Raw genomic sequence first — 14,571 nt, 5'->3', positions numbered from 1 at the left:
GCGGATTTTTCAGGCGCGCGGGCGTGCCTGACACAAACCGGGTAGAATACCGCCCACGCAATGAGGGTATCTGGAAATGGCTTTAGTCGGGCGCTACAACAGCTTGCAAGTGGTTAAACACACTAACTTTGGTTTGTACCTGGATGGTGCGCAGGACGGTGAAATCCTCTTGCCTAATCGGTATATCCCCAAAGATATTCCCAGTGAAGATGAAGACTGGCTTAACGTTTTCATTTATCTGGACAGCGATGACAAACTTATCGCCACCACTGAGAAACCCAAGGTTCAAGTGGGCGAGTTTGCCAGTTTGAAAGTGGTGGAAGTCAACAGTATCGGCGTTTTCCTCGATTGGGGGCTGCCAAAAGACCTGTTGCTGCCCTACTCAGAAGAAAAGCGTCAGTTGAGCGCCGGTGAGTATTGCGTAGTGCATGTCTACCTCGATAAGCACACCAAACGCATCACCGCTACCGCGCGCCTTGACCGCTACCTGGACAAAACGCCGGCCAATTACCAGGTGGGCCAGGAAGTCGACCTGTTGGTGGCCGAAGCCACGGACATGGGTTTCAAGGCGATCATCAACAACAAGCACTGGGGCCTGATCCACAAGAACGAGGTGTTCAAGTTCCTGCGCCCAGGCAAGGAAGAGAAAGGCTTTATCAAGGAGATCCGCGCCGATGGCAACATCAGCCTGAGCCTGCAGCCGGTTGGCCAGGAAGCGGCGTCCAGCCTCAACTCGAAGATTCTTGCCAAGTTGCGTGACAACAACGGCACCTTGCCGGTCAGTGATAAAAGCGATCCTGCTGTGATCAGCAACTTGTTTGGCGTGAGCAAAGGCAACTTTAAAAAGGCCATTGGTGCGCTCTACAAGCAGGGGCAGATTGTGATTCATGCGGACCGCATTGAACTAAGCTGAGTGCGGTTTGCTCTGCTGTAGGAGCAAACTCGCTCCTGCAGTGGACCGGTCCAATGTCGAAGAAAATGCTGTTTGCCTATCTTGGCACCCTGTTCGCCTTCCTGGTGCTCGACGGCCTTTGGCTCGGCGTCCTCATGGGGCCCACCTATAAAAGCCTGCTCGGCTCGCTGATGCTCGATCAGCCGCGCCTGTTGCCGGCCGTTGTGTTTTATCTGCTCTACGTCCTCGGTTGCGTGGTGTTCGTGGTCTTGCCCAGCGCCAGCTGGCAACGCGCTGCGCGTCTGGGCGCCTTGCTCGGGTTGGTCGCCTATGGCACTTACGACCTGAGCAATTGGGCCACGCTGCAAGGCTGGTCTGCGGGCCTGGCGGTGATGGATATGGCGTGGGGCACGGTGCTGACAGCGATCTGTTGCACCGTCGGCTACCTGTGTGCACAACGGGTGCGCCATTGATTGTGTACAGGATTGTCGTGCACCGTTGCTGCGCATCTACCTTATAGCCAAACCTTGATAACCCCTTTGGAACGCCGTTCCACGGGGATTGTGTGCCATTGGCACGCATCCTGCTGAATATCTCGTATACAACCCATGTAGCCGACCGTATGCATACCGCTACGTCAGCGCAGGGCGATATTTCGAGGAGTCCAGCGATGACTGAACAATTGCCCAAAGGCTACAGCCCACGGCTGTACAACCAGGATCTGGGCCCACTGCCGCAAAAGTGGACCTGGTACAACATCTTCGCCTTCTGGATGAGCGATGTGCACAGTGTCGGCGGCTACGTCTTCGCCGCCAGCCTGTTTGCCCTGGGGCTGGCGAGTTGGCAGGTGTTGATCGCCTTGCTCGCGGGTATCTGCATTGTGCAACTGATCGCCAACCTGGTGGCCAAACCGAGTCAGCAAGCGGCGGTGCCTTACCCCGTGATCTGCCGGCTGGCATTTGGCGTGTTTGGCGCGAATATTCCTGCGGTAATCCGAGGCCTGATCGCGGTAGCGTGGTACGGGATTCAGACGTACCTGGCGTCGAGTGCCTTGATCATCGTGGTGCTGCGCTTCTTCCCGTCGATGGCCGTATATGCCGAGCCGCATTTTGCGGGTTTGTCCTACCTGGGCTGGTTCGGCTTCCTCAGCTTATGGGTATTGCAGGCCGCCGTGTTCTGGGCGGGCATGGAGTCCATCCGCCGCTTTATCGACTGGGCCGGCCCGGTGGTGTACGCGGTGATGTTTGTCCTGGCCGGCTGGATTGTCTGGAAGGCCGGCTGGGCGAATATCAGCTTTACCCTGGCGGAAAAATCGCTGTCGGGCTGGCAGGCGTTCGGCCAGGTAATCGTGGCGACGGCGCTGGTGGTGTCGTACTTCTCCGGGCCGACCTTGAATTTTGGTGATTTCAGCCGCTACTGCCGCAGCATGCAGGACGTGCGCCGTGGCAATTTCTGGGGGCTGCCGGTGAATTTTCTGGCATTCTCCCTGGTCACCGTGGTGATCGTCTCGGGCACCCTGCCGGTGTTTGGCGAAATGCTGCATGACCCGATTGCCACCGTGTCGCGTATCGACAACAGCATGGCCGTCCTGTTGGGTGCCTTTGCGTTTGTCACCGCCACCATCGGTATCAATATCGTCGCCAACTTTGTCTCGCCCGCGTTCGACTTCGCCAACATTGCGCCAAGCAAAATCAGTTGGCGCGCAGGGGGGATGATCGCGGCGGTGGCATCGATCTTTATCACGCCATGGAACCTGTTCAATAACCCGCTGATGATCCATTACACCCTGGATATCCTCGCCGCATTTATCGGACCACTGTTTGGCATCCTGCTGGTGGATTTCTACCTGGTCAAAAAGCAGCACATCGACGTGGACGCGCTGTTCGATGACAGCCCGAGCGGGCGTTATTACTTCGATGGCGGTGTGAACTGGACGGCGGTCAAGGCTTTGGTGCCGGCGACGTTGATGGGCGTGGCGATCACCTTTACGCCGGCGTTGCAGGGCATGGCCAATTTCGCCTGGTTTACCGGATGCTTGCTGGGCGGGCTGTTTTTTCTAGTGCTGACGCGGCGCGAGCAGGTCCGCGTACCGACCCCTGTGGTCGCCGGCTGATCAATACGCTGCCCGCCACCAACAGGCCGCAACCGGCAATCACCAACGCCGGTTGCAGGCTGCCGCTCCAGTGGCTGCTCACGGAAGCCAGCAGCGGGCCGCTCAATTGGCCGATCGCAAAGCTGGCGGTCAACAGTCCGGTGTTGCGTTGATAGCCATTGGGCGCTACCTCGCGCAAGCGTGCCATGACCAGCTGCATGCAGGCCAGAAACGGCGCACCGCACAGTAACACCCCCAGCGCCAGCCCCCAGCCATTGCCCAGCAGGCAAGTGAACACGCCAGCGGCTTGCAGCCATAGCGTGGTCATCAGCCAGCGCCGGGTGGTGTTCGGGTCCTTGCGGCGCAGGCTGGCAATCACCACGCCCGTTGCGGCGGCCAGACCGAAACAAGGCCAGAACAAGTCGGCCTGCCAGGCGCCTTTGAACTGCGCGCTGGCCATCTGCGACAGGAAGGTGGCCGGAATGATGTAGCCCAGGCCGTACAGGAAGTAGATCCAGCCTAGGTGCGCAATGCTGCTGTTATTGCCGGTGCTGGGAGCGGGTGCAACCGACGCGCTCGGTTTCGGCAAGAAGGGCAGGATGGCCAGTAGCATCACCAGTGCCACTGCCCCATATACCAACCACAGCGTCGCGGAGCTTTGCCCCAGCAGGTTGGAGCCCAACGCCAGCAAACCCGTCAGCAAAATCCCCACCCCCGGCCCCGCAAATACCAGCGCTCCGAGGCGCGGCCTGCCAGCGGCAATCGCCAGTGGCTGGCTCAGGCTGGTGATCATCACCAGGGCCCAGGCGCTGGCGACACCAGTGCCGAAACGCAGCAACAGGTGCGGCCAGAACCCGTGGGCCCAGTATGACGCCAGGGTCAGCAGCACGCAGAGCCACAGGCCACCGTACAAGCGCCCCTTAATATGATGATGACTGCGAGCGAATATCGAGTCCACGGCACCCACGAAGTAACCCAGGTAATTGGCGGCCGCGATCAGCCCCGCGCCGGTCAGGTCGATCTGGCCTTCGCTGAGCAGATGCGGCATCTGCGGGGTGAGGGCAAAGCGGCCGATGCCCATGGCCATCATCAGGGCGACAAAGCTGGCGGTTAAGCGAATCAGCGGTGACATGGTCAGGTGTCCTGCAATAAAGCGAAGACCGTCAGGCTAAAGCGGATTGACTTTCTGTAAAAATGAATAATAGTGATGAACTTGTTCAGTTTTGGAGAAAGGTATGGAGTTCAGTCAACTGCGCATCTTCCAGGCGGTGGCGGAGGAGGGCTCCATTACCCGCGCCGCCGAGCGCCTGCACCGCGTGCCGTCGAACCTGTCGACTCGGCTCAAGCAGATGGAAGAACAGCTCGGCGTCGAGCTGTTTGTGCGGGAACGCCAGCGTTTGCAGCTGTCTCCTGCGGGTAAAGTGCTGTTGGACTACAGCAGCCGTCTACTGGCGCTGCACGACGAAGCCCACGGCGCCGTTCAGGGCGGGCAACCGGCCGGTGATTTTGTACTCGGCAGCATGTACAGCACGGCAGCGATTCACTTGCCGAAACTGTTGGCGCGTTATCACAAGGCCTACCCGAGGGTGAACCTGCAGGTGCAATCTGCGCCGAGCGGCGAGCTGCTGGAAGGCTTGATCACCGGACGGCTGGATGCGGCGCTGGTGGATGGCCCGCTGGCCCTGGCCACGCTGGACGGCGTGCCGCTGTGCGAAGAGCGCCTGGTGATCATTTGCGAAGCCGACCACCCGCCAGTACGCGGCCCCCAGGACGTCGCCGGCCGCTCGGTATTCACGTTCCGCCGCAGCTGCGCTTATCGCACCCGCCTGGAACGCTGGTTTTCCCACGATCGCGTGGCCATGGGCCGGGCCATCGAGATTGAGTCTTACCAAGGCATGCTCGCGTGTGTCATCGCCGGTTCCGGCGTGGCGTTGATGTCTGAATCGATGCTCGACAGTCTGCCAGGCAAGGACAGCGTGTCCGTTCATCCGCTGACTGGGCCTTTTGCCACTGCTACCACCTGGTTGATGTGGCGAAAGGGTATGCTCGGCGCTAACCTCAATGCATGGATCGAGCTGCAGCAGTCGGACCGGACAGAGTGCTTGCAAGACAGGCGTGAAATTGCTTGAACGATCCGACAGGATCCAGATCCATTCAGTAATAGTTCGTTGTGCTTTCGCACAAGCAATACGTAAGACTTAGCGCTACTATCAATGTAGGAAACGGCGACAGAACAGGCGCCTACTCGCATTACCCTCAAAGGGGGCAAATCATGAAAGAGAAAATTCAAACCTGGCTCCATGACCTTGGCGTTGCGCTGGGCTTGATCGAGCCTCCGCTGCAGCCGGTACCGATTCGTACCGATGATGAGCAACGCCGCCCTCGTCGGCGCTGATCCCAAGCCAACCCAGGATTCGTGTGGGAGCGGGCTTGCTCGCGATGCGGTGAGTCAGTCGATAGATAGTTGACTGGTTTACCGCATTCGCGAGCGAGTCCGCTCCCACATTTGTTTGTGTCAGGTATGAAAAGCGGTTACGCCACCTGGCTCCTTCACTTTCAACTGTCGGAATTGGACCACTCGTACGTCAGAATTGGCTGGCTTACTCATTTTTTAGGATGAGCGTAGGTTGAATTCCGTTACGGAGCCATGCTCATGGTTCATGGGCTGTTGCAACGCTTATGGAACGACCCATAAAGCTATCGGAATAGAAAAGCGCCTGCTTCCGTAACTCCAAACTTTAGAAAGCCTCTCTGCGAGGCGTGACTAAGTCAGAGTTATTGGAGACAACGCTATGACGCGCTCTTCCGTTCCGCCAGTCGCCGCATCCCTGATCGCCACACTTGAAAGCATTTTGCATATCGCGCCGGTGTCCAGAGCCTGGAAGGCTAACGCTCCCAGCAACATCGTGTTTCTCCCCCCGACAATAAACAAACAGGCATTGCTCACACAGATCGGGCTTTTGCGTCCATCAACGATCGTTGTTGGGGACCAGGCCATGGATGCAGACGTCATAGACCTGTGGCGTACAGCCCACCCATTCGGAAACCTCCATCTGATACGCAGAGGTACGAGTCTGGATAAGGTGCAACTGGATCTGTGCGCATCCAGCGGCATTCAAGTGGTCAACACGCCTGGGGTCAACGCGCCGCACGTCGCGGCTTATATGGTGCACTGGCTGACACTCGCCGACGGTTCGCTACCCCGTGACATCTGCGTACTGGGATATGGCAATGTCGGTCAGGAACTCGTCAAGTTACTGCTTGAACGAGATCCCGAAGTTCGAATCAAGGTATTGAGCCGATACCGTCTGGCGCCTGACAGGAACGTAGTACAAGGCAGTCGAGTGTCATTTGTGGTGGACTGGTTGGAGGCGATGAGAGGGGCCAGTGCAGTCGCCCTCTGCTTGTCTTTGACGAATGACTCTACTCATCGCATTGACCGCGCTCTTATTCACTGTATGCACCCGCAGGCCCGCCTGGTTTGCGTCGCCAAACCGGACGTCTTCAGCGATGACGCTTTGCAGACCCTGGCGCAAGCCGAGGGCATCCAGCTTGTATTGGACTATGGGCCGGTAACACTGGACTCGTTTCGAGTGCGCACGCAAAAGCTCGGTTGCAGTGTCTCTACATGGCGCAACCCGGCGACGCTGTCTGCGCAGGCGGCCACTACCGAAGGCTGCCAGTGCGATCTGGACTATGCGGTCTCCATTCAACTGAGCTTGACGGCCTTGCGCGGCGTCGTCAGGCGCAAACTTGCGCAGCCATTGACGATCCCCTCTCAACAGATAGACCCCCAGGCGCCACGCGTATCGATCATCGGTAGAGGGATTAACGGCCTGTTCCAAGCCGTGATGTTTCGCCTGGCGAATTATCAGGTCGACGTGTACGGCGGCAACCGGCAGTGCGACGGCGCCAGTCACAAGCACGTAAACATGCGTCATCTGTCAGCGACGGAGACAACGGCAAAACCGCCGCATAACCCGTTCCTGCTGTCAGGAAACCAGCATCTGGCCGTTGAGTGCAATCGGGCAGGCATTGAACTGTTTGAAAAGCTTTTGGCCGATAACCCGTCGCTGGCACCCTGTGCACGCGCGCGGATTGTAAGAGCCTATAGGGACGATGCCACTGACGTAGAGGGCGCGATCCGCGAGCAACGCGATATCCAAGCAAGGCCTTGGCCGAGCGGCAAACCGGGAAGTGAAGTCGCAGAGATCAGCCAACGGCAATTCCAGGCAAGTTATGGCGTCCCTGGCGTCGGTCGGGCCGTGGAAGTATCGGGTTATGAGGTAGCGTTTAATGATCTGACGCGGGAGTTAGAGCGGCTGTTGCAGCGTTCGGGGGTTCAATTTCGGCCCCAGTATCTGAACCTGGTACAAATTGCCGAGCTGAGTAAAGATCACTTTGTCGTCACTGCCATGGGCGTAGAGGAACCCAATGTCATCGCGGTCATTGGCTGGTTTTTCAAACTGTGCGCCAAAGATAATGAAGGGGCCGAAATGTGCGGACTCAAGCTGCAGTACGATTTACCTATCGGGGTCATGAATTGCCGCCTGGACGGGGATCACATTCTGATCTCCGGCGGGCAGGTTGCGCCTGGATCGACATTGGAGCACAAGGAACACGTACTCGAGGCGTGCCTTGCCGCGGTATCTCGGCACTTTCCACGGTCCTACCGCAATGCGGTCGAAAAGGGCGACCTGCAAATAATCGAATGTGCCAGGCCGGGCACCTCGGATGGACTGTCGATAGTGCATTGGTCCGCCCACCATCAAATCGCGGCCGGGGGAACCTATGCAGGGGGCACCACACAGGGATTGGTGTGGGCCTCTTTGGTTCAGGAAACGATTCAGGCCAGAGCGCATGAACGGTGAATGATAAAAAACCGGTGCGACATCCGCTGTCGCACCCGCTGAGGGAGCCGCTATAAAGCTGTTTACCTCAAACCGCCCCCGCCACCACCGCCCCCGGTTTACGCGACACCACACTCACCAGCACAAAACTCACCAACGCCACCGCGAGGCTGTAGTAAATCGGGGTGTTTGCGTCCAGCCCATCCTTGAACATGAATACCAACGCGGTCACGAAACCCAGCGTCATCGAGGTGATCGCCCCGGAGGTGGTTGCACGCTTCCAGAAAATCGCGCCGATCAGCGGGATCAGCATGCCGCCTACCAACAGGTTGTAGGCCAGGGTCAGGGCGCTGATCACATCGTTCACCACCAGTGCGATACCCAGCACCGCTATCCCGGTCAGCAGGGTGAACAGGCGGTTAACGCCCAGGCTCGACTGTTTGCCACCGCGCAAGCGTGGCAGTAAGTCCTCGGTGAGCACGGTGGAGGCGGCGAGCAGCCCGGCGCTGGCGGTTGACATCATTGCCGCCAGGGCAGCGGCAATCACCAAGCCACGAATGCCGTCCGGCAGTGAGGCTTTGACGATGGCGGCGAACGCGTTGTTGACGTTATCCAGGTCCGGGATCAGCACATGCGCGGCCATGCCGATCAATGCGCACGCCAGGCCGTAAAGAATGCAGTAGAAGCCGGCGAACGTGCCTGCGTACTGGGCGACTTTTTCGTCACGGGCAGTGAATACGCGCTGCCAGATGTCCTGGCCGATGAGGATGCCGAAAAAGTAGATCATGAAGTAGGTGATGATCGTGTCCCAGCCGATCGTAGTGAAGCTGAAACTCGACGCCGGCAGCTTGGCCACCAGTTCGTCCCAGCCGCCGACACGGTATAGGCAGATCGGCAGCAGGATGAACATCAGTCCGACGGTCTTGATCACGAACTGCACGATATCGGTCAGGGTCAGCGACCACATGTCGCCAATCGTCGAATACACCACGACCACGCCATCGCCCAGCAGCACCGAGATCCAGAACGGCAGGCCGAACAGCACCTGCAGGACGGTGCCGATCGCCAGGATCGAGGTCACCACGACCATCAGCGCGTAGGCCAGCATGATCACCGCGCTGGCCTGGCGAGCCATGGGGTTGTAGCGTTTTTCCAGGACCTGGGTGACGGTGAAGATTTTCAGTTTCAACAGCGGCTTGGCCAGGAACAGGTTCAGCGCAATGATCCCCGAGCCCAGCGCGGCGCACAGCCAAAAACCGGAAATGCCGTGCACATATCCCAGGCGCACGGTGCCAACGGTAGAGGCACCACCCAGCACCGTGGCGGCCATGGTGCCCATATAGAGAGACGGGCCGAGGTTGCGCCCGGCGACCAGGTAGTCTTCGTGGGTCTTGGCGCGGCGCATGCCGTAGTAGCCGAGCACGAGCATGCCGGCGGCGTAGATGAGTACGACGAATAAATCCAAAGCCATGACGGCGGGTCTCCGATTATTTTTTATTGTGCAGAAGGCGCTTGCTGTGGCGAGGGAGCTTGCTCCCGTTCGACAGCGAAGCTGGAGCCGGCTTTTTCAGGACCGCTTCGCAGTCCAGCGGGAGCAAGCTCCCTCGCCACAAACGTCGGCCCATAGACGGCAGCCGGTTCCGGAAACAGCCGCAGCAGGCTCAGGTACACCACCGAGGCCAGGCCCAGCGTTACCGGCAAGCTGATGTCGATGCCCTCGGCCAGGTTGCCCAGCGGCCCGACGAACTGCCCCGGCAGGTTGACGAAGCACAGGCCCACCAGCGCGCTCGGGATCCAGGCCCCCAGCCCGCGCCAGTTCCAGCCATGGCTGAACCAGTAGCGGCCGCCGGTTTCGCCACGGGTGAACACCTGCAGGTCATCCGGGCAATAAAAGCCTCGGCGTACGATCAGGCCGATGATCATCATCACCATCCATGGGGTGGTGCAGGTGATGATCAGCACGGCGAAGGTCGACACGCTCTGCACCAGGTTGGCGGCGAAACGTCCGATAAAGATGAAGGCAATCGACATTACCCCGATCAGCAGCGTGGCCTTGACCCGTGACAGCAGGCGTGGAAACACGCTGGACATGTCCAGCCCGGTGCCATACAGCGAGGTGGTGCCGGTGGACATGCCGCCGATCACCGCAATCAGGCACACCGGCAGGAAGAACCAGCTCGGTGCCACCGCGAGCAAGCCGCCCACATAGTTGTTGCTGGCGATGTAGTCCGGTGCCTTGACCGCCACGATGGTCGCGGTAGCCAGGCCGAACAGGAACGGAATCAAAGTGGCAACCTGAGCCAGGACCACCGCCAGCATGATCCGGCGCTTCGGGGTGTGGCGCGGGATGTAGCGCGACCAGTCGCCGAGGAACGCGCCGAAGGAAATCGGGTTGCTCATCGCCACCAGCGCGGCGCCGATAAACGCCGCCCAGAAGCCGCTCTGGCCGAGGGCGACGCTGCCGGCGAATTGGCTGTCGAAGGCCGGCGCAAAGGCGAAGATCCCCAGCAGGAACAACAGGCTCGCGGCCCACACCGCAATCCGGTTGACCCACAACATGAAGCGAAACCCGTAGATGCACACCGTCAGCACCAGAAGGGCGAAGACGCCGTAGGCCAGGCCCAGGGTCAGGTCGGATTCCGGCAGGCCGATCAGACGTTTCGCACCACCCACCAGCGCATCGCCTGAACTCCACACCGACAGTGAGAAGAAGGCAATCGCCGTCAGCAACGACAGAAACGAGCCGACAATCCGCCCATGCACGCCGAAATGCGCGCCGGAAGACACGGCGTTGTTGGTACCGTTGATCGGCCCGAACAGGCCCATGGGCGCCAGGATCACCGCGCCCACCAGCACGCCCAGCACAATCGCCCAGACCCCGGCCTGGAACGACAGGCCGAACAGCACCGGGAACGCGCCCAGCACGGCGGTGGCAAAGGTATTGGCACCGCCGAAGATCAGCCGGAACAGATCCCTAGGGGCGGCGGTGCGTTCGTGGTCGGGGATCTGTTCGACCCCGTTGGTTTCTATGGTGCGAATACTGTTTTGGTTGTTTTTATTATTCATGATCAGCTCCGATCACATTGGCTAAGGGGGCGGCAGCCCTTCCGGCATAGCGGACAAATGTTCGTGACAGGCCAGCCACAGACCTTGTTGTTGTTCTGTGCGCGACCCTTGCCGTGTGAAGACGATGGTCTCGCGTTCCTGGCTGAAGTGATGCTCCCCGTTCATGCGCAGCTCGGTGGCCACGTCATGCATGAAAATCGCCACGTCACCGTGCAGGCTGACAACGGCGTTACTCGAGGTGCACGACAGCACCTCGAACCCCTCGTCCCGGCGCCAGCAGTCCCACAACGCCTGGTAGGCATCGCGGCTGAGCAGTGGCTGGGGGAGGGTATGGAACACAAAACTCGCATCGGCCGTGAACGCGCCGAAGTAAGCGGCGCGGTCGTTGCGAGCGAAGGCCGAGACCAGCGCGGCCGCTGCCTTTAGCACCGCTTGCGCGTCCATCAGCGATGTGCCACGCCGGGCAGTACGCAGAGCATCTCGTACAGCAGGTTGGCGCCGAGCAGTGAGGTATTGCCGGTGGTGTCGTAGGGCGGCGAAACTTCCACCAAATCACAACCAATCAAGTCCAGGCCCTGGCAGCCACGGATAATCTCGATCGCCTGAATGGTGGTCAGCCCGCCGATTTCCGGGGTGCCGGTGCCAGGCGCCCAGGCCGGGTCGATGCCGTCGATGTCAAAGCTCAGGTACACCGGCCCGCCGCCGACTTTTTCGCGCACTTCGGCCATCAACGGCGCGAGGGAGTGATGCCAGCATTCTTCCGCCTGAACCACGCGAAAGCCCTGTTTGCGGCTCCAGTTGAAGTCTTCGGCGGTGTAGCCCTGGGCGCGCAGGCCGATCTGCACCACGCGGTCGCAATCGAGCAACCCCTCTTCCACGGCGCGGCGGAAGGTGGTGCCGTGGGCGATTTTTTCGCCGAACATATGGTCGTTGACGTCGGCGTGGGCGTCGATGTGCACCAGCCCGACCTTGCCGTGTTTCTTGTGGATGGCCCGCAGGATCGGCAGGGTGATGGTGTGGTCGCCGCCCAGGGTCAGTGGGATGACGTCGTGTTCGAGGATTTCATCGTAGGCCTCTTCGATGATGCGCACCGCGTCGAGCAGGTTGAAGGTGTTGATCGCCACATCGCCGATGTCTGCAACCGACAGCGAATCGAACGGCGCCGCACCGGTGGCCATGTTGTACGGGCGGATCATCACCGATTCGGCGCGGATTTCACGCGGGCCGAAGCGGGTGCCGGCGCGCAGCGAGGTGCCGATGTCCAGGGGCACGCCGACAAACGCGGCGTCCAGGCCCTTGGCCGTTTGCAGGTGGGGCAGGCGCATCATGGTGGCGATGCCGGCGAAGCGCGGCATTTCGTTGCCGCCCAGTGGTTGGTGGAAAATCTTGTCCACGGGATTGCCTCATCGTTGTTGTGGTTATCTGGGGGCCGATTCTGCGAAATACATGGAAACGAAAGAATCGCCACGGGCAAATACTTAGTTTAGATTTTTCTAAACTAAAGCCTGGGGTAGACTGCGCTGCTTGAGCTGAATCCGGAGAACCCATGGCCAACGCCTTGCCCGACCTGAAACTCCTGCGCATCTTCGTCAGCGTCGTGCGCCACCAGGGGTTCGCCAATGCCCAGCACGAACTCAACCTGTCGACGTCAGCCATCAGCACCTACATGAGCCAGCTGGAAGCGGCGCTGGGCCTGGTGCTGTGCCACCGCGGGCGGGGCGGCTTCAGCCTGACCAGCAAGGGCGAGCTGTTTCATCAGGAAACCTTGCGTTTATTGGCCGAGCTGGAAGGCTTCGAGCAATATGCCGCCGCGTTGAAGGGCGAGTTGCGCGGCACCCTCAAGCTCGGTGTGCTCGACTCCACCGTCAGCGATAAAGCCCTGCCGTTCGCCGAGGTGATTGGCGCCTACAGCCTCGAACATCCGGCGGTACATTTGCATCTGTCGGTGTTGAGCCCTTATGAACTGCAACTGGGGGTGCAGGACAATCGCCTGGACCTGGCCATCGGCGCATTCTCCAACCGCATGAGCGGGCTGATCTATATGCCGTTGTACCGCGAGCAGCACTGGCTGTATTGCAGCACCCGGCACCCGTTGTTCAACGAGCGGCGCATCCCCGAGCAGGTCATCACCCAGCAGCGCATGGTCGGGCGCGGCTACTGGAGCCAGGCCGAACTGGCGCGCCATGGCTTCAAGCACAGCGCCGCGACGGTGGAAAGCATGGAGGCGCAACTGATCCTGGTGCTGTCTGGCGCCTACATCGGCTATTTACCCGAGCACTACGCGCAAGCCTGGGCCGACAAGGGCGACCTGCGCGTGCTGCTGCCGGCCACCTTTGGCTACCAGGCGCCGTTTTCGATGATCATGCGTCGGGGGCGCAGCCGCGAGCCGCTGATCCAGACCTTCCGCGATTTACTCAAAGCCCAGCTCAACCAGGCCTGAAAAACATGTCCAGACCCCAGTGCACCCGTTGCCTCAGGCCAATCAGCCACTGTTTGTGCTCGCTGATCCCCAGCCTCGACAGTCGCACCCGCGTGCTGCTGTTGCAGCATCCGAGCGAGGTCAACCATGCGCTCAATACTGCGCGATTGGCGGCGTTGGGGCTCAGCAATGCGCAGTTGGTGGTGGGGGAGGTGTTCGATGATCTGGAGACGTTGTTGAGCCCGCCCGGTTATCAGGCGCGCCTGCTGTTCCCGGCCGATGATGCGCAGCCATTGCAAGCCTATACGCCTGGTGATCAGCCGCTGCTGCTGGTGGTGCCCGACGGCACCTGGCGCAAGGCGCGCAAGTTGCTGCACCTCAACCCTTTGCTGGCAGCGTTGCCTCGGGTGACGCTGGCCAACGGCGGCGTCTCCCGGTATCGCTTGCGCAAGGCGCCGGGGCCTGGAGCCTTGTCGACGGTCGAAGCGGTCGTGCAAGCGTTGCAGGTACTGGAAGCGCCGACATCGTTTGAGCCGCTGTTGAAACCCTTTGAAGCATTGATCGAGGGGCAGATTGCGGCGATGGGGGAAGAGGTTTTTCAAAGAAATCATGGCGGTGGGGATTAGAGCCCGGCCGGTTATCGAGGTGCGGCCATCGGGGCATAGGTATCTACACAATTTTGTAGCAGCCTACGGTAGCCACGATGCGAAGCGAGCCGCTCTTGCTCTTGCTCTTGCTCTTGCTCTTGCTCTTGCTCTTGCTCTTGCTCTTGCTCTTGCTCTTGCTCTTGCTCTTGATCTTAAGCGCCCCGTTAAACCACGCTGGCCGGAATTCGACAGTGATTTGGGGGGTAAACCGGCAGGGATGCCGGTTTAGCCGCCCCGCGCCATGGATGGCGCGTGGCGGCGGCCCCCCAAATCACTGTCGGATTACGGGCACACCGAGCCTAAGCGAGGTGCCGAGTGGTGGGGCAAGAGCGTTTTGCTTACTTTTGCGCTTTTCAAAAGTGAGACGCCGTAAGGGCGGAACCCATAGCAGCCGTTACCGCAGCAACGGATATGTACTCGCCCTGATCCAGCATCCTGGTCGGCTGTCAGGCCGCCATCGGGAGCAAGCCCCCTCCCACATTCGACCGCATTCTCATGTTGGAACGCGATCAACTGTGGGAGGGGGCTTGCCCCCGATGGCGCCCTCATAGGCACTACACCTCTGCCTTATTCCTATAAGCCATAAGCACCGCACTTTGCGTGAT

The 14,571-nt window shown here is 60.0% G+C and carries 13 protein-coding genes; 8 read left to right on the top strand and 5 right to left on the bottom strand.

The genetic code is table 11. The annotated features are described in order from the left end of the window. Nucleotides 1-76: 76 nt before the first annotated feature. The 3 genes from C4J88_RS19280 to C4J88_RS19270 all read left to right on the top strand — a co-directional run bounded on the left by C4J88_RS19280 (nt 77) and on the right by C4J88_RS19270 (nt 3,005). Nucleotides 77-913 carry a S1 RNA-binding domain-containing protein gene (locus C4J88_RS19280; RefSeq protein WP_057721276.1) on the top strand — a complete coding sequence of 279 codons (837 nt, stop codon included), beginning with the start codon at nt 77-79 and terminating at the stop codon, nt 911-913. Nucleotides 914-966: 53 nt separating this feature from the next. Continuing rightward, nucleotides 967-1,365 (top strand): DUF2177 family protein, encoded by a 399-nt coding sequence (locus tag C4J88_RS19275; RefSeq protein WP_124407860.1) that lies wholly within the window; start codon nt 967-969, stop codon nt 1,363-1,365. Nucleotides 1,366-1,562: 197 nt separating this feature from the next. Further along, a complete protein-coding gene (locus C4J88_RS19270; protein ID WP_124407859.1) occupies nt 1,563-3,005 on the top strand; it encodes an NCS1 family nucleobase:cation symporter-1 in 1,443 nt (480 codons plus the stop codon). On the opposite strand, the gene C4J88_RS19265 is transcribed toward C4J88_RS19270, so the two are convergent. After that, nucleotides 2,917-4,116, bottom strand: a complete 1,200-nt coding sequence (locus tag C4J88_RS19265; RefSeq protein WP_124407858.1) for an MFS transporter — start codon at nt 4,114-4,116, stop codon at nt 2,917-2,919. The genes C4J88_RS19270 and C4J88_RS19265 overlap by 89 nt on opposite strands. A gap of 103 nt (nt 4,117-4,219) precedes the next feature. On the opposite strand from C4J88_RS19265, the gene C4J88_RS19260 reads away from it, so the two are divergent. From C4J88_RS19260 to C4J88_RS19255, 3 genes are all read left to right on the top strand, one after another. Further along, nucleotides 4,220-5,113 (top strand): LysR family transcriptional regulator, encoded by an 894-nt coding sequence (locus C4J88_RS19260; protein ID WP_124367895.1) that lies wholly within the window; start codon nt 4,220-4,222, stop codon nt 5,111-5,113. Nucleotides 5,114-5,256: 143 nt separating this feature from the next. Next, nucleotides 5,257-5,379, top strand: a complete 123-nt coding sequence (locus tag C4J88_RS27825; RefSeq protein WP_017737772.1) for a PA1414 family protein — start codon at nt 5,257-5,259, stop codon at nt 5,377-5,379. Nucleotides 5,380-5,776: 397 nt separating this feature from the next. Next, nucleotides 5,777-7,855: an FAD-dependent oxidoreductase gene (locus C4J88_RS19255; protein ID WP_124407857.1), complete on the top strand. Its 2,079-nt coding sequence runs from the start codon at nt 5,777-5,779 to the stop codon at nt 7,853-7,855. A 67-nt stretch (nt 7,856-7,922) separates the two neighbouring features. Here C4J88_RS19255 and C4J88_RS19250 read toward each other — a convergent pair whose 3' ends face one another. The 4 genes from C4J88_RS19250 to speB are packed head-to-tail and all read right to left on the bottom strand — an operon-like array spanning nt 7,923 to nt 12,294. Then, on the bottom strand, nt 7,923-9,305 hold the full coding sequence (locus tag C4J88_RS19250; RefSeq protein WP_124407856.1) for a sodium:solute symporter: 1,383 nt from the start codon (nt 9,303-9,305) through the stop codon (nt 7,923-7,925). A 23-nt stretch (nt 9,306-9,328) separates the two neighbouring features. Beyond that, entirely contained in the window at nt 9,329-10,900 is a 1,572-nt protein-coding gene (locus C4J88_RS19245; protein WP_124367892.1) for a cytosine permease, read from the bottom strand. Between the two features lie 21 nt (nt 10,901-10,921). Then, nucleotides 10,922-11,344 (bottom strand): nuclear transport factor 2 family protein, encoded by a 423-nt coding sequence (locus C4J88_RS19240; RefSeq protein ID WP_124407855.1) that lies wholly within the window; start codon nt 11,342-11,344, stop codon nt 10,922-10,924. Next, nucleotides 11,344-12,294: an agmatinase gene (gene speB / locus C4J88_RS19235; RefSeq protein WP_065909690.1), complete on the bottom strand. Its 951-nt coding sequence runs from the start codon at nt 12,292-12,294 to the stop codon at nt 11,344-11,346. The genes C4J88_RS19240 and speB overlap by 1 nt, the downstream gene beginning before the upstream one ends. A 152-nt stretch (nt 12,295-12,446) precedes the next feature. Between speB and C4J88_RS19230 the strand changes: the two genes are divergently transcribed. After that, complete coding sequence (locus C4J88_RS19230) at nt 12,447-13,340, top strand: LysR family transcriptional regulator (RefSeq protein WP_124367890.1); 894 nt, start codon at nt 12,447-12,449, stop codon at nt 13,338-13,340. Nucleotides 13,341-13,345: 5 nt separating this feature from the next. Further along, nucleotides 13,346-13,945 (top strand): tRNA-uridine aminocarboxypropyltransferase, encoded by a 600-nt coding sequence (locus C4J88_RS19225; protein WP_124407854.1) that lies wholly within the window; start codon nt 13,346-13,348, stop codon nt 13,943-13,945. Nucleotides 13,946-14,571: the final 626 nt, after the last annotated feature.

It is taken from the genome of Pseudomonas sp. R4-39-08, from assembly GCF_003852275.1.
Classification (GTDB): Bacteria; Pseudomonadota; Gammaproteobacteria; order Pseudomonadales; family Pseudomonadaceae; genus Aquipseudomonas.
This window is presented reverse-complemented; position numbering and strand designations above follow the sequence as displayed.